Source organism: Bradyrhizobium sp. Leaf396 (assembly GCF_001424605.1).
Taxonomy (GTDB): domain Bacteria; phylum Pseudomonadota; class Alphaproteobacteria; order Rhizobiales; family Xanthobacteraceae; genus Bradyrhizobium; species Bradyrhizobium japonicum_C.
In genome coordinates this window covers 344605-360273 of sequence record NZ_LMQJ01000012.1, presented here as the reverse complement: position 1 = coordinate 360273, position 15669 = coordinate 344605, and the positions used below count along the sequence as shown (strand labels likewise).

Here is a 15669-nt window from a genome sequence, read left to right as displayed (position 1 = left end):
CGGGCACCATCGATGCGCCTATAAAATACAGCGCCGGGAAGGTAGGGGCTTTGCCTCACTGATGCAGCCCGCTAAACCTGATCCCGGCGTGCCGTTCGCGGTTGCTGCCGCTATGCGATAGTCCGAACGAGCTCCATCGCAATTAACGCGGCTGGATTTGCGGAGGTGGCGTCATAGACCTCCCCTTGCTCATGAGGTGGACGTTGCGCGTCGCTTGTTTGCGACCATCGGCATGGTCCTCCCGCGACACAAAACTGTCAAGCGGGATCAAAGGCCTTGAGATCACATTTGAAGACGCGTTCCGTTTCGTTCCGCGACGGAACGGCCTCGCCAATCATCCCTGAAGGCAGCGTTTCCACCGAAGAGACCGTCTCTGCCGTCATCGTTCTTTCCCGGGAAGCAAGAAATGATAGGACCGTTTTGCGTCGCCATCTTCGGTGCTCTCGTCACCGGATCAGCGTTCGCTCAGAGTCCGCCGCACGTCCACCAGGAGGGTCGACGGCACCGACAATGTCGATGTCTTCGCTACGGCGGCCGAAGTCGATGTTCGTGGTGATGCCGCGGTACGAGCGGGGACAACGATAACACCCTACCCCTGTTTTGCCCGACGACGCAAATTCTCTTCGCAAAACCAGCAATTCCTCGACGCGACCGTCAAGCCATTGATTTTGCTATCGCGGTCTACTGTGCATGGGGTTGTTTTCGAGGTTTTTCCATGTTGCCCTTCCTTTCTTCCTTCTCGAGTGCCTTGCGCACCTGCTCGAACTCCTCCAGCGAGGCCTTGTCGGCGCGAGGAAAACGCAAGTCGAGTTTTTCGAGCGCCGCGTTGATCACGGAGCCGATCACGACACGCGCAAACCATTTGTGGTCGGCCGGCACGACATACCATGGCGCATGCTGTGTCGCCGTGTGGCGGACGATATCCTGATAGACGGCCTGGTAGCGCGGCCACAGCGCGCGCTCCCTGATGTCGTCCATGGAGAACTTCCACTGCTTGGCCGGGTTCTCCAGCCGTTCGAGGAAGCGCTCGCGCTGCTCTTCCTTGGAGACGTTGAGGAAGAACTTCAGCACCACGGTGCCGTTGCGGCAGAGATAGCGCTCGAAGGCGGAGATGTCCTCAAATCGTTCCTTCCAGATGTTTTTGGTGACGAGCTTCGGCGGCAGCTTCTCCTTGGCGAGAATCTCCGGGTGCACGCGCGTCACCAGGCATTCCTCGTAATGCGAGCGGTTGAAGATGCCGATACGCCCACGCTCGGGCAGCGCGATCATATGGCGCCAGAGGAAGTCATGATCGAGCTCCTTGCTGCTCGGCGCCTTGAAGGCATGGACCTCGCAGCCTTGCGGATTGATCCCCTCGAAGATTGCCTTGATCGCAGAGTCCTTGCCGCCGGCGTCCATGGCCTGGAAAACGATCAGGAGCGACCAGCGGTCCTGCGCGTAGAGCTTTTCCTGAAATTCGATGAGCCGCTGCTTGTTGGCGTCGAGGATCGCCAGCGCCTTCTCCTTGTCGAGATCGCCCTTCTCGTCGGTCTTGTGGTCCTTGAGGTGAAACTTGCCCGACCCGTCGTAGCGGAACGGGGTGATGTAGCGGTCAAGTTCCTGGGCGAGCGATCTGGACGGCTTCTTGCTCATGAGCGCGGGGCACCTTGCGTTGCGGCTTCAATCGGTCGAGCAAGCTACCAAGGATGCCCTTGGGAAGGAATATGATGAAAAGGACGAGCAGAACGCCGTAGACGAGGTTGTCCCAGCCGACCGCCTTGGTGCCGAAGCCGATACGCAAGCTCTCCGCCAGCAGAATTGTGATGATGGCGCCGACGGTCGGGCCGAGCGAGACGAACAGGCCGCCGACGATGGCCGCAAACACCATCTGCAGCGACACCGCGATGCCGCTGACCGTGTCCGGCGTGATGAACATCTGGTACTGGCAGTAGATCGCGCCGGCGAGCGCCGTCATCAACGCGCTGAGCAGCGTGATCTTCAGCTTCTCGGCGGTGACGTCGACGCCGGCCGCGGCGGCGGCGTCCTCGTCCTCCGAGATCGCCTCCAGCGCGTAGCGGGCCATGCTGCGGTCGACCCAGTGCCAGACCACGATGCCGAACAGCCAGACCCCGAGCGCGATCAGGTACCAGGTGGTCTTGTCGTCGAACTGCAGCGCCAGCAGCTTGTTGCCTGAGGTCCGGTTCGGCGTGTAGCCCAGCGAGCCGCCGGTGTAGTCACGGGTCGCGGTGATGACCTGGAGCACGATACCGGAGAGCGCCAGGGTCACCAGCACGAAATAGTGCCCGGTGATGCGGAAGCGGAAGCAGGGATATCCGACGATCAGCGCCAGCACGCCGGCCGCGACCATGCTGATGGGAATGCCGATCCAGGGGGACAGGCCCAGATGATTCCACAGCAAGGCGGTGACATAGGCGCCGATCCCCATGAAGCCGCCATGCCCGAGCGAGACGAGGCCGAACCGCCCCATCATCGACCAGGAGGTGTAGGCGAACGACCAGATCAGGATCAGCACCAGGATGTGCAGATGATAGGGATCGCGATAGACGAAGGGCAGAGCGACCAGCGCGGCCAGTCCTATGCCCCATGCTGCAAGCCGCCCCTGCCCGATCATCGGCGCCTCGCCAAGAGGCCCGCGGGCCGGATGAACATCATGACGATGAAGAAGGCAAAGGCGAGCACATAGCCCCATTCAAGGTCGGAGAACAGGCCGCCGAGCGAGATGATCTCGGCGAACACGAAAGCGGCGATGAAGCCGCCGATGAAATTGCCAAGGCCCCCGAGCACGCAGATCAGGAAGGTGATCGGTCCGAACGAGAGGCCGACGAAGGGATGCACGTCGTATTGCAGCACCAGCAGGCACGCGGCGAGTCCGGCGAGTGCGCCACCGAGGGCGGAGGTGATGAGATAGATCCGCCTGGTGTCGACGCCCATCAGCGCCATGATCTGGCGGTCCTGCGAGATGGCGCGGATGGCGGTGCCGGTGAAGGTGCGCGTCATGAACAGATAGACCGCAACCATGCCGACCAGCGCGGCGGCAAAGGACAGCAGCCGTGCATAGCTGAAATTCATGTCGCCGAAGGCGAGCACCGGCAGACGGATGCCGAGATTGCGGAAGTCGATCCCGAAGGCCACGGTGGCAAAGCTCTGGAGCACGAACAGCACGCCGCCGGTGGCAAGCAGCTGATTGATGGGCGGCGCGGTCAGCAGCGGCGCGATCACGAGATAGTGCAGCGCTGCGCCAAGCACCGCGACAAGTAGGATGGTCAGCGGGGCGGCGACGAAATAGCTGACGCCGTAATACTGCACCATGAAATACATGCCGTACATGCCGATCATCACCAGCTCGGCGTAGCAGATCCAGGTGACGTCGATGACGCCAAAGATCAGGTTGAGGCCGAGCGCAAGCAGCGCCAGAACGCCGCCGAGGAGAATGCCGTTGATCACGGCCTCCAGCAGGTAGATGTCGAAGACCTCCAGAAATGCCTGCATGCCCTTCACACCCCGAGATACGCTTCCTTGACCGTGTCGCTCGCCAGCATCTCGGCCGCACTGCCGGACGCGCGGATCGTACCCGCCTCGATCAGATAGGCGCGGTCGACGACCTTCAGCACCTGTTGCACGTTCTGCTCGACGATCAGCACGGTCAGCCCGCTGGCGCGAATCCGCTTCACCAGTTCGAACACCTGCTGCACCACGACCGGCGCCAGCCCTGCCGAGGGTTCGTCGAGCAGCAGCAGCTTCGGATTGGACATCATCGCGCGGCCGATCGCGCACATCTGCTGCTCGCCGCCGGACATGGTGCCGGCCATCTGGTGTCGCCGCTCCTTCAGGCGTGGAAACAGGTCGAACACGGCCTCGAGGCGCTCGGCATAATGCCCACGTGCCTCCTTCATGAAGGCGCCCATCTTGAGATTGTCGTCGACCGAGAGCTGCGGAAACAGCCGGCGGTTCTCCGGTACATGCGCGATGCCGAGGCTGACGATCTTGTGCGACGGTGTCGCGATGAGGTCGATGCCTTCCATCTTGATCGAGCCGCGCGAAGGCCGGATCAGGCCGGAGATCACGCGCATCAAGGTCGTCTTGCCGGCGCCATTGGGGCCGATGACGCCGACCGCCTCCCCGGCCCTGACGTCGAGATCGACGTCGAACAGCGCCTGGAAGGTGCCATAACCGGCATTGACGCCGCGGAGCTCCAGCATCGGCTAGCCTCCCGCCCGGCGGCGCGCTTCGGCCGCCGCGGCCTGCGTGGTCTCGGCATCGGTGCCGAGATAGACCTCGATGACGCGGGGATCGCCCGCAACGGCACTCGGCAGTCCCTCCGAGATCTTCTCGCCGTGGTCGAGCACCATCACGCGGTCCACGACGCGCATCAACACACCCATGATGTGCTCGACCCAGATGATGGTGATGCCGAGCTCATCGCGTATGTTGCGCAGCATGTCGGCCGCTTGATCCATTTCGGCCTCGTCGAGCCCGCCGAGGCTCTCGTCGGCGAGCAACAATTTCGGCGCGGTGGCGAGCGCTTTCGCAAGCTCGAGCTTCTTCAGGCCGGCCGCGCCGAGCCCATCGACGCTGGCATGGCGGTCAGTCGGCAGGCCGACCATCGCCAGCGACCGCTCCGCCGCCTCCTCCGCCTTGGCCCGGCTATGGCGGCCCTGGCCGTAGAAGCCGGCCAGCGCGACATTCTCGAAGATGGTCAAGCGGCGGAAGGGCCGCGGGATCTGGAAGGTGCGGCCGATGCCGCTATTGATGATCCGGTGCGGCGCAAGGCCAGCGATCTCATGCCCGGCGAACAGGATCGAACCTGATGTCGGAGCCAGCGTGCCGGAAAGCATGTTGAAGATCGTGCTCTTGCCCGAGCCGTTGGGGCCGATCAGGCCGAGGATCTCGCCCTGCTCGACCTTGAACGACACGTTGTTCACGGCGGTGAAGCCGCCGAACCGCTTCACCAGCCCGTTCACCTCCAGCACCGCCGCTCTCCGCCGCTACTGGTTACTATAGGTGGTGCCCTTCGGCAGCGGCAGCACGGCCTCGCGCTGCGCCTGGCTCTTGGGCCACACCACATAGGACTTGTCGTCGACGTACTGGATCACGACGGGGAACGAGCGCTCGTTCTGGCCGGCCATTGGCGAGCCCTCGCCGTGAAATTTGACGCCGAAGCCCAGCATGGTGCCGCCTTCGGGTATGTCGGTGTCGAGTGCGGCCTTCCGCAGGGAGTCGGGATCTATCCCGCCATATTTCTTGATCGCTCGGGGCAACACGTCGGTCAGGAACAAGTAGGTGTTGGATGCAGCCATGCCGACATGGGCCGAGCGGATGGCGATGCCCGGCTTGCGCTTGTCGAACTCCTCGCCAACCGCCTTGATGATCGGCGGCAGCTTCGGATCCATACTCTTCTGGTTGGCGAGCCAGATCGAGATCGGGTCGGTGTTGAAGACGTAGTTTACATCGGCGCCCAGGCCCTCCTTCAGCTTCTCATAGACCCCGTAGCCGGCGCCATGCCCCACCAATGCGCCGAACTTCAGCCCCTGTTCGCGGGCCTGCCGGAGCAGCAGGGTGATGTCCGGATTGTAGCCGGTGTGGAAGATCACATCCGGCTTGGCCCGCTTCAGCTTGGTGACCAGCGCAGACAAATCCGGGGCGGTCGCCGAATAGCCTTCCCTGAGCACGATGTTGAAGCCGGCCTTCTTGGCACCGGCCTCATTGCCTTTGGCAACGTCGACGCCGTAGGCGCCGTCCTCATGGATGATGGCGATCCGCAGGTCCTTCGGATCCTTGCCGAACTTTTCCTTCGTGTTCTGCGCGATGAAGTCCATCGTCATCAGCCCGAACTGATCGCCGGAGGCCTGCGGGCGAAACACGTACTTGTAGTTCTTGTTCTCCAGCACGGCCGACGAAATGCAGGTCGTGATCCACATGAACTTCTTCAGCTGCTCGACGCGCGCGGCCACCGGCACGCACTGCGCCGAGGAAAAGAAGCCGAGCAGCATGTCGACCTTTTCCTGCTCGATCAGGCGGATCGCTTCGTTGATGGCGACATCCGGCTTGCTCTGAGCATCGGCATAGATCGCCTCGATCTTGTAGCCCTCGACGTCCTTCGCGCTGTACTGATCCAGCATGATCCTGGCGCCGGTATATTGCAGCTCCGAGCCACCGCCGGCGAGCGGGCCGGTCAGATCATAGATGACGCCGATCTTGAGCTTCTTCTCTTGGGCCTCGGCGGACACCGCCAAGCCCGTCGCGGCAATCGCGACAAACAGCCCACGTACCAAACGGGCAGCCATGCGCAGGCGCATCAAAACCTCCCTGGACGATTGTGCATTGCATTCTTGGTGCAAATTCTTTTTTGCCCATCACATGGGCTGCGCGAGGCGATGTCAAGCCTCACGCATCAGCGCGCAGCAAACTGCTGCTCGACAAAGGCCGTGACAAATCGCGGCATGGACGGCCTGAGATCACTCGTCGCGCGCACGAGATGGATGGCCGACAGCTCCGGTTCGGCCTCGCGCGCGAGATTGGCTTCGATCCGGGCGCGGGCCTCATCGCCCGGCATGTCCAGATTGATGACCTGTAGCATCGCAATCGTCGGGCCGGTCACCACACAGTGCCACCCCGGCTCGATCCGATAGTCGGTCGTGGTCAGGCCGGTTTCCTCGCCGAGTTCGCGGATGACGCTGCCGGGGATGTCGAGCACGCCGTCCCTGACGTCGTCGAGATCCGGCGTGCCGGAGGGAAAATAGATGCGACCCGCATTGGCGGTGTGGGGCGCCATTTCGCCCATGATGAACGCACCATCGGACGCGCGCAGCGCGCCCATGCCAAAACCGTTGAACACGGCAGGGCCGGGAAAGCCCCAGTCGCGCCAAGCGAGGAAGCTCGCGAAATCGGTCTCGAAATAGGTCGCAGCGAAATGGTCACCCGCAAACACGGGATCGCGGCCAAGCAAGACGCGGCCGTTCCAGATCTTCGGCCGCTCACGCTGCTTCTCGGCGAAATGCGTCGCGATCTCGGTGCGACGCTCCTCCGCGAACGACCACGCGATCGGCCGCACGGCAAGATCAAGCGTCGCAACGCGATGAATGACAGGTGACGTCATGACGCTTGGTTTCCAGGCCTTCGCGTCGGCTACTTGGCATTCCCCGTCGTCTTCTTGGCCTGATCGACGAATCTGTTGGTGAAGGTCTTGCTGAGGTCGATCTTGGCGTTCGCGACCTCGGGCGAGCCGACGCTGAACACCGCGAGCACGGCCTCCGCGCCCTTCGGGTCCATCTTCCCGGTCTCGGAATACATCGGGATCGTGTTCTTCAGCGCGGCAAGATAGAGATCCTTGTTCTTGCCGACCGTTTCCTCCGGCATCTTCGCCATGATCTCCTCGGGCGAATGTGAATGGATCCACGCTAGCGTGGCGAGGATCGCATTGGTGAGCGCCTGCGCCTCCTTCTCATGACCATTGATCCAGGCCGCGGTCGAATAGAGCGCGCCGCCCGGATATTCGCCGCCGAAAGTCTCGATCGTATCCTTCTGGGTCCGGGTGTCCGAGAGAATGCGCAGATCCTTGTGGTTGCCCTGAAGCACGGTGACGGAGGGATCGAGCATCACCGCCGCGTCGATCTGGCCCTGCTGCATGGCGGCGACCGCGGTGGCACCGAGGCCGACGCCGATCACGGCGACGTTGGTGGGATCGAGCCCATTCTTCTTGAGCATGTATTTCAGGAAGAAGTCGGTGGAGGAGCCGGGAGCACTCACACCGACCTTCTTGCCGGCGAGGTCCTTGACCGACTTGATCTCGTTGGTTCGCGAGGGCGCGACCACCAGCACGAGGCCGGGATAGCGGTCATAGACCACGAAGGACTGCAGTTCCTGCTTCTTGGCGGCGAGATTGACGCAATGATCGAAATAGCCGGAGACCACGTCGGCACTGCCGCCGAGCACGGCCTTCAGTGCATCCGAGCCGCCCTTGAGGTCCACGAGCTCGACGTTGAGGCCGGCCTTCTCGTACTCGCCAAGCTGCTTGGCCAGCACGGTTGGCAAATAGCACAGACAGGAGCCGCCGCCGATCGCGATGGTCACCTTGCTTTGCGCCGCGGCAAGCGCGGTGGTGAGCGTCAGCGCAAGCAGCACGCCGGCGAGCCTGGCAATCGTCTTCTTCATTGGTTCCTCCGTTCGGCCGGCCGCACCATAGAGCAGCGGGACGGGCTTGAGAAGCGCCGCCCGCAGCGGCCCGGCCCCCAGCCGGACGCACCTCGGATCGCAGCGGCGCAATCGAACAGACTTGGCGCCTACCCTCGCCCGTCCGCCGCGGTCGGGCGCCACACCAGCAGTCTCCGCTCGACCAGCGTGACGCCAAAGTCGATCAGGATGACGAACGCCGACAGCACGAACATGCCGGCAAAGACACCGGCAACGTCGAAGATGCCCTCGGCCTGCTGAATGAGATAGCCGAGCCCGGCAGCCGATCCCAGATACTCGCCGACGACCGCACCGACCACGGCGAAGCCGACCGAGGTGTGCAGCGAGGAGAACATCCAGGACAACGCCGAAGGCCAATAGACGTGCTGCATCAATTGCCGCTCGCTCATGCCGAGCATGCGGCCATTGTCGAGCACGGTGCGGCTGACTTCCTTGACGCCTTGATAGACGTTGAAGAAGACGATGAAGAACACCAACGTCACACCGAGCGCGACCTTGGACCAGATGCCGAGACCGAGCCACAGCGCGAAGATCGGCGCCAGCACGACGCGCGGCAGAGCGTTGACCATCTTCACGTAGGGATCGAACACGGCCGCGACCAGCGGCTGTCGCGCGAACCAGAAGCCGACCAGCACGCCGCCGACCGACCCGATTACGAAGGCGAGGATCGATTCCGCCAGGGTGATGCCGAGATGTTTCCAGATCACGCCGGTCGAGAACCACTTCACGATCTGACTGAACACGTCGAACGGGTTGGAGAAAAAGAACGGCGGCAACAGGATCTTGCCGAAGAGGGGAACGGTCGTCAGCACCTGCCACAGCACGATGCCGATGACGGCGACGAGAATCTGCAAAGCAAGGAGCGTCGCGCGCGACATCAGACCGCCTCCGCCGCGTTGGTGGACTGGGCGTAGCCCTTCATGACCTCGTCCTTGAGCACGCTCCAGATCTCACGATGGAGAGCGTGGAACTCCTTGTCGAGCCGCACCTCGAAGATGTCGCGCGGACGCGGCAGGCTTACGCGCCAGTCGCCGATGATGCGCGAGGACGGCCCGGCCGACATGATTACGACGCGATCGGCGAGCGCGATCGCCTCTTCCAGATCATGAGTCACGAACAGCACCGCCTTGCGGTCGGCATTCCACAAGTCGAGCAGCAGGTTGCCCATGACCTGGCGCGTCTGCGCATCCAGCGGCCCGAACGGCTCATCCATCAGCAGGATCTTTGGATCGCGGATCAGCACCTGCGCCAGCGCCACGCGCTTGCGCTGTCCGCCGGAAAGCATGTGCGGATAGCGGCCCCCAAAGGCGCCGAGGCCGACCGAGGTCAGCCATTTTTGGGCCCGCGGCAGCGCCTCTGCGCGCGGCGTGCCCTTGATTTCAAGCCCGATCGCGACATTGTCGAGCGCCGTCTTCCAGGGGAACAGCGCATCGGCCTGGAATAGATATCCGGCATCCCGGTTCAGTCCGGCCAGCGGCCGGTCGAATATCCTGACGCTGCCGGCAGCGGGCTTGAGGAGCCCCGCGGCAACGTTGAGCAATGTCGATTTGCCACAGCCTGTCGGACCGACGATAGCCACGAACTCGCCCTGGTCGACCGTGAGATGGGCCTGCTCGACCGCCGTATAGACCCGCCCGTCCCCGAGGCGGAATGCAACCTTGGCATCTTCCAGCGCCACTGCGGTGGGCGTCATGTATTCCCTCCAAGTTCAGCCCGATGCCATAGCCGCTTGCGTCGCCAAGTTCAATCAACGGGCCAAGCGTGCTACGCATGGAGCTTGCCGCCCCCTCACCCTTTCCCCCTCCAGGGTCGGATAAAAGCGAGTCTAAAATCGATGCCCGCCAAGCTGGCGATCAGCTACCGACACGTCGTTAAATGCTTCGGTCGACTTAAGGCCGTCGATGACGTGTCGCTCGACATCGCGGAGGGCGAGTTTATGGTGATCGTTGGCGGCTCGGGGTCGGGCAAGACCACGCTGCTGCGCCTCGCCAACCGGCTGATCGAAGCCGACGGCGGCAACATCACCGTCGAAGGTCGCAACGTGAGCAACGTTGATCCGGTCGCGTTGCGGCGACGGATCGGCTACGTGTTCCAGAGCGGCGGGCTGTTTCCGCATTTGAGTGTCGCGGACAATATCGGCATCACGCCAAAGCTGCTGGGCATGCCGACGGCGAACATCTCTGCACGCGTCGACGAGCTGCTGGAGCTGGTGCAGCTCGACCGTGCTGCGCATCGCGACCGGTTGCCGGAAGCGCTCTCGGGGGGCCAACGCCAGCGCGTCGGCGTTGCGCGGGCGCTTGCGGCAAGGCCTCGCATCGTCCTCATGGATGAGCCCTTCGGAGCGCTCGATCCCCTCACGCGTGACGCCCTCGGCGACGACTACCGGTCGCTGCATCGCAAGCTCGGCCTTACAAGCGTGATGATCACCCATGACATGACCGAGGCGATTTTGCTCGCCGACCGAATCGCCGTGATGCGCGCTGGAAAGCTTCTCGCGCAGGGCACGCCCAAGGAGCTGACCAAGAGCGGCGATGCGTACGTGACGGAGCTGCTCCGCACGCCGCGGCGCCAGGTCGAGCGGCTGAATGCCTTGCTGCCGGAAAGCGGGTGTGCATGAGTCTTCTCGCCGATCCACGCTGGGGCGAGGCGCTGGCGCATCTGCCCGATTATCTCGGCAATCATGTGCGGGTGAGCCTCGCCGCCCTGGCGCTCGGCCTTGTGGTCAGCCTGCCCCTGGCGATCCTGACGCGCAACCGCCCGGCGCCGCGTGGCATGCTGCTCGCGTTCGCCAGCATCGTGCAGACCGTGCCCGGGCTGGCGATGCTTGCGCTGTTCTATCCGCTATTGCTCGCTGCGGCGTCCGTCACACTGGCGTGGTTCGGTGTTTCGTTCTCCGCATTCGGTTTCCTGCCGACGATGCTGGCGCTGGCGCTCTATTCGATGCTGCCCGTGTTGCGCAACGGCATCACCGGGCTCAACGGCATCGATCCCGCGCTGATCGAGGCCGCGAAGGGCGTCGGCATGACTGCACGGCAGTCGCTCCTCATGGTCGAGCTGCCGCTGGCGCTGCCGGTGATGATGGCCGGCATCCGTACCGCCGCAGTCTGGGTGATCGGCACCGCAACGCTGTCGACCCCGATTGGGCAAACCAGCCTCGGCAATTACATCTTTGCGGGGCTTCAGACCCAGAACTGGGTGTTCGTGCTGTTCGGCTGCTTTGCCTCGGCACTGCTGGCGCTCGCGGTCGATCAGCTGCTCGGTCTGATCGAGCGAGGCCTGCGTCATCGCAACCGTCTGCGAGCAGCGCTCGGCTGCGTCGGCATCGCTGCCCTCGTCGCCGCAACGCTGGTGCCGGCGATGGGGCGCTCCTCGCAGGGTTACGTCGTCGGCGCCAAGACCTTCGCCGAGCAATATGTGTTGTCGGCGCTGCTCAAGGACCGCCTCCAGGTCGCCGGCCTGTCCGCGACGGTGCGATCGGGTCTCGGCTCCAGCGTGATCTTTGAGGCGCTGAAGGCCGGCGACATCGATCTCTATGTCGACTATTCCGGCACGCTTTGGGCCAACCAGCTGCATCGCGCCGACATCAGACCGCGCACGGAGCTGCTCGCGGAGTTGAAGACCGCTCTCGCCCGCGACAAGATCACTCTGCTCGGCGAACTCGGTTTCGAGAATGCCTATGCATTGGTGATGCCGAGGCAGCGCGCCGATTCACTCGGCATCCGCACCATCGCTGATCTCGCCGCGCACGCACCGAGCATGTCGATTGCCGGCGACTATGAGTTCTTCTCCCGGCCGGAATGGGCCGCGCTGCAAAAGGCCTATGGCCTCTCGTTCCGCGCGCAGCGCCAGATGCAACCCGATTTCATGTATGCCGCAATTGCCAGTGGCGAGGTCGACGTCATCGCGGGCTACACCAGCGACGGACTGATCGCGAAATACGATCTCACCACGCTCGATGATCCCAGGCAGGCGATCCCGCCTTACGACGCGATCCTGCTGCTCGCACCGAAACGCGCCGGTGACGAGCGATTGCAAGCGGCGCTCAAGCCGCTGCTCGGCAAGATCGGCATCGCCACCATGCGGGAGGCAAATTTACGCGCCAGCGGCAACGACGCAAACTCGTCTCCGGATGCGGTGGCGAAATGGCTATGGGAGACGGTGAAGCAGCGTTAGGGCACGACAATTCCGGCTGGCGGAACCGACCAAGCATCGACAAGGCTTTGATCGGCCGCCTGATGCACCGCAAGATCGAGTTCGCGGCCGAATGGTCGCCCGCGGACCGAAGGACGCCTCGTTGCGTAGAGCTGGTCGCGTACTGGGAGGAGTAGCCAGCGATCCTTCGATATCCATGTAAGCCGGCAGATACAATTGTGTGCCGAAATGTCACCTCAGCGAACGTCGCCTGAATGAGCTCGCCGTGATAGCTTTTCACCGAGCTCGGTGGCGAGTTGAGTGATGATTGCGCTTGCTCGCCCCTTGCGGCCGACCAAAGAAGAACATCAGAAACGCTATGGGGCAGGAAAAATGAAAAAGCCGACACGGCGACTGTTCATGACTGGTGCAGCGGCACTGTTGTGCCCTCCATTCGGAATGGCGCACGCGCAAACTGCGTGGCCAGCCCGACCGCTTCGTATCGTCGTGCCATATCCGCCTGGCGGTCAGACGGACGGCATCGCGCGAGCTTTCGGTGACTACCTGGCGCGGCTGGTGGGAAAGCCGGTCATCGTCGAAAACAGGGCCGGCGCCGGCGGCGTCATCGGCGTGGCTGAAGCAAAACGCGCAGAGCCGGATGGCACCACCATCCTCTGCACGATCTCTTCGTCACTCATCCAGAACCGCATTACGGTGAAAGACCTTCCCTATGATCCTGAACGGGACTTCATCTATCTGACCATGGTCAGCGGCGCCGGTGGTCCGGTGGTCGCGGCGAAGAAGACGGGAGCGACCAATCTTCGTGAGTTCATCGAATATGCAAACAAGGCCGGCAGCCTGAACTGGGGGTCCTACGGCGTAGGTTCGACGCCGCACGTCCTCATTGAGACAATCGCGAAGCAATACGGCATTCGATTCCAAGTCATCCAGTACCGCGGCGAGGCTCCGATGTGGAATGACATTGCGGGACAGACGCTGGATGGCGCCGCAGGAAGTTATGCCGCAGCAGCACCCGTCATCCAAGCGGGAACCGGAAACCTGATCGGCGTGGTCGGCAGCAGGCTGCCGCCGTATCCCGACACGCCTACCATGACCGAGCAGGGTGCTATCGGTGACTTCTATGAGCTGCGCGCGTTCACGACCTTCGCCGTGCCGGTCGGCACGCCAAAGGAGATCGTGGAGCAGCTCTCTCCGATGTTGATCCAGGCCGGATCCGATCCGAAGGTCCAGCAGATGCTGAACAACTTTCTACTGTCCTCTCCAGCCGATTTCGAGACGACCAATCGCATCTTCAAGCGCGACAGCGATGTGATGCTCCGCATCTTGCGCGATCTCGGGGTCAAGCCATCGGAGTGATCGATCAATGGGCGCTCGACTATGCCGCAACGGCACGGCTTCCTTCGATGACACCCCGCGTCATTCAGCGAAAGGAGATCGCCCCGGCGTCAAGTTCGGGAGCGAGCGATCCGAATGATAGCTGACGATGCTGGCCTTCTGGTCTGTAGGCCTCGGCGCGGGCACCACACCGACGCACAGCATGCGTCTTTGCATCGCGAAGTGGTATGACTTGCAACCGAGCCAGCGCTAGAGCCCCCTGATCATCCCCGCGTCGATCAGCAGCCGGTTCAGCCGTCGCGCCTCCGCGCCGTCCTTGCAGCTATAGAATATTCCCTTGCAGCGGAGCATGATCTCCTTCTGCTCGGCGAAGGACGGATCGAGCGGGATGCCGGCAGCTTCCTGGATCACCAGCGGCAGATAGGGGCCGTCGATCGTGTCCATCACGACCGGGCTCTTTACCGGCTCGAAGTTGACGGAATCGATCGCATAGTAGGTTGCGTAGAGACGCGGATCATAATTGTCCAGCTTCTTGCCTAGAGCGCCGTCGCCGAGCCCGGGCTCGAGGATCTGCGGTGCGAATTCCGGCTGGTGATCGCCGTAACGCACGATCAGGAAAGGCTCGCCCGGAAACTTGTTCTTCAGTCCCGCAACGAACGCCTTGTACTGCTCGGCGCTCATCGCCTGCCGGCGCAAATATTCGTCGATGGACGGCACGTTGCCTGGCGGGCGCCAGTTCGGCAGCAGATCGGGGCGGAAGCGCATCTCCCAGGGGAAATGGTTGGCGCCGAGATAGATGAAGGTGAACAGCGGCTTGTTCGGCGGCTGCTGGCCCATCAGCTGGAGCGCCTTGTCGTAGAAGAAGCTGTCCGGCTCGACGTCCTTGGCGCCGAGATCCTTCGAGTCGAGGAAGCGGTGGATGCCCGTCGTCATCTGGAAGCTGCGGGCGCCCATGAAACCGCCATGGGCAGGATAGAGCGACAGCGTGTCGTAGCCGCAGCGGCGCAGCGCCAGCGGCAGGCCGCGCTCGACCCGGTTCGAGGCGATCCGCGTCACGAAATAGGCGAAGCGGCCGAACGAGCGCGAGGAGAGCCCGGCAAGCACGTTGTATTCGGTGAACCAGCTGGGCCCGCCATTGGTCTCGGCCAGGAATGAGCGTTGCTTGCCGTCCCAGGATTTGAAGTGGCTGCCATAGCCTTGCGGCACCTTGATCCCCTGGGCGGCGCGGATGTCAAAGCTCGATTCATCATGGATCATGATGATGTTCGGCCGGCGACCCGCTGGGTGGCAGGCATCGACCAAGGGCATGTTGAGCCGCTCGCTGTTCGCGGCAGCGGCTTCCATAAGACCGTATTGGACGAAGTCGGAGACCGCGGTGACGCCGGAACGGAAGAATTTTGAGAGGTAGCCGTCATCGTAATAGCCGCGCCAGGCCTCGTCCGGATGATAGAGTGAATAGCCGACGAGCGCGGCAAGACAGGCGAGCTTGCAGGCGAGCGCCGGCAGGCGGCGAATGCGGAATGGATCGAGCCACCACAACGCGTACATCAGCGGCAGGGTGACCAACCCGGCGAGGATCACCGACCAGCGCAAGTTCGGAAAGATCGTGAACAGGAAGGCGACGGAGTCGCGATCGATCATCATCAGGTCGATGAAGTTGACCGTCATCTGCACGACGTCGTGCTTGAGCCGCGACAGCAGCATGAGCACGACGACCATGGTCAGCGACAGCGCGCCCGATAATGCCGGCCGCCGCAGCACAGCGATCCAGAAGAAGTTGAGGATGCCCCAGGCCAGCGCGAAGGAGAGCCTCGAGCCGAAATCGGTCTCGGTCTCGTACATCAGCGCAAGCGCCGCCAGATGCGGCGCCGCGACCGCGAGCAGCCGCCAGATGCCGAGTGCGGCAACGCTCGCGAGCGCGGCAGTCGTGGCGGAAGGACCTGGATTGGGCGCGGACGCCATCAAGGACACGCTAAACTTCAAGTCCGGCGC

15 protein-coding genes are annotated in these 15669 nt (G+C 63.0%); 3 read left to right on the top strand and 12 right to left on the bottom strand.

Annotation, left to right across the window (positions count from 1 at the left end; translation table 11 throughout):
* Positions 1–257 precede the first annotated feature (257 nt).
* From ASG57_RS39650 to ASG57_RS14725, 11 genes are all read right to left on the bottom strand, one after another.
* Positions 258–383, bottom strand: coding sequence for a hypothetical protein (locus ASG57_RS39650; RefSeq protein WP_283806188.1), 126 nt, complete (start codon positions 381–383; stop codon positions 258–260).
* A gap of 298 nt (positions 384–681) precedes the next feature.
* On the bottom strand, positions 682–1632 hold the full coding sequence (locus ASG57_RS14770; protein ID WP_057196616.1) for a polyphosphate kinase 2 family protein: 951 nt from the start codon (positions 1630–1632) through the stop codon (positions 682–684).
* Positions 1592–2611, bottom strand: coding sequence for a branched-chain amino acid ABC transporter permease (locus ASG57_RS14765; RefSeq protein WP_057196615.1), 1020 nt, complete (start codon positions 2609–2611; stop codon positions 1592–1594). The genes ASG57_RS14770 and ASG57_RS14765 overlap by 41 nt, the downstream gene beginning before the upstream one ends.
* Entirely contained in the window at positions 2608–3489 is an 882-nt protein-coding gene (locus ASG57_RS14760; RefSeq protein ID WP_024339647.1) for a branched-chain amino acid ABC transporter permease, read from the bottom strand. The genes ASG57_RS14765 and ASG57_RS14760 overlap by 4 nt, the downstream gene beginning before the upstream one ends.
* A gap of 5 nt (positions 3490–3494) precedes the next feature.
* Positions 3495–4199: an ABC transporter ATP-binding protein gene (locus ASG57_RS14755; RefSeq protein WP_057196614.1), complete on the bottom strand. Its 705-nt coding sequence runs from the start codon at positions 4197–4199 to the stop codon at positions 3495–3497.
* Positions 4200–4202: 3 nt separating this feature from the next.
* The gene (locus tag ASG57_RS14750; protein ID WP_024339645.1) at positions 4203–4970 is read right to left on the bottom strand and encodes an ABC transporter ATP-binding protein; all 768 of its coding nucleotides are present in this window, start codon (positions 4968–4970) and stop codon (positions 4203–4205) included.
* 15 nt (positions 4971–4985) lie between these two features.
* Entirely contained in the window at positions 4986–6296 is a 1311-nt protein-coding gene (locus tag ASG57_RS14745) for an ABC transporter substrate-binding protein (protein WP_057196613.1), read from the bottom strand.
* Between the two features lie 95 nt (positions 6297–6391).
* Positions 6392–7096 (bottom strand): hypothetical protein, encoded by a 705-nt coding sequence (locus tag ASG57_RS14740; protein WP_057196612.1) that lies wholly within the window; start codon positions 7094–7096, stop codon positions 6392–6394.
* A gap of 29 nt (positions 7097–7125) precedes the next feature.
* Positions 7126–8151, bottom strand: a complete 1026-nt coding sequence (locus ASG57_RS14735; protein ID WP_057196611.1) for an ABC transporter substrate-binding protein — start codon at positions 8149–8151, stop codon at positions 7126–7128.
* A gap of 128 nt (positions 8152–8279) precedes the next feature.
* On the bottom strand, positions 8280–9068 hold the full coding sequence (locus ASG57_RS14730) for an ABC transporter permease (protein WP_024339641.1): 789 nt from the start codon (positions 9066–9068) through the stop codon (positions 8280–8282).
* The gene (locus ASG57_RS14725) at positions 9068–9883 is read right to left on the bottom strand and encodes an ABC transporter ATP-binding protein (RefSeq protein ID WP_024339640.1); all 816 of its coding nucleotides are present in this window, start codon (positions 9881–9883) and stop codon (positions 9068–9070) included. The genes ASG57_RS14730 and ASG57_RS14725 overlap by 1 nt, the downstream gene beginning before the upstream one ends.
* Before the next feature lie 141 nt (positions 9884–10024).
* Between ASG57_RS14725 and ASG57_RS14720 the strand changes: the two genes are divergently transcribed.
* The 3 genes from ASG57_RS14720 (at position 10025) to ASG57_RS14710 (ending at position 13698) form a co-directional block, all read left to right on the top strand.
* A complete protein-coding gene (locus ASG57_RS14720; RefSeq protein WP_024339639.1) occupies positions 10025–10807 on the top strand; it encodes an ATP-binding cassette domain-containing protein in 783 nt (260 codons plus the stop codon).
* On the top strand, positions 10804–12363 hold the full coding sequence (locus tag ASG57_RS14715) for an ABC transporter permease/substrate-binding protein (RefSeq protein WP_057196610.1): 1560 nt from the start codon (positions 10804–10806) through the stop codon (positions 12361–12363). Before ASG57_RS14720 ends, ASG57_RS14715 begins: the two co-directional genes overlap by 4 nt.
* Before the next feature lie 282 nt (positions 12364–12645).
* Positions 12646–13698 carry a Bug family tripartite tricarboxylate transporter substrate binding protein gene (locus ASG57_RS14710; RefSeq protein WP_082528948.1) on the top strand — a complete coding sequence of 351 codons (1053 nt, stop codon included), beginning with the start codon at positions 12646–12648 and terminating at the stop codon, positions 13696–13698.
* Positions 13699–13926: 228 nt separating this feature from the next.
* On the opposite strand, the gene ASG57_RS14705 is transcribed toward ASG57_RS14710, so the two are convergent.
* Positions 13927–15639, bottom strand: a complete 1713-nt coding sequence (locus ASG57_RS14705; protein WP_057196608.1) for a sulfatase-like hydrolase/transferase — start codon at positions 15637–15639, stop codon at positions 13927–13929.
* Between the last annotated feature and the right edge of the window lie 30 nt (positions 15640–15669).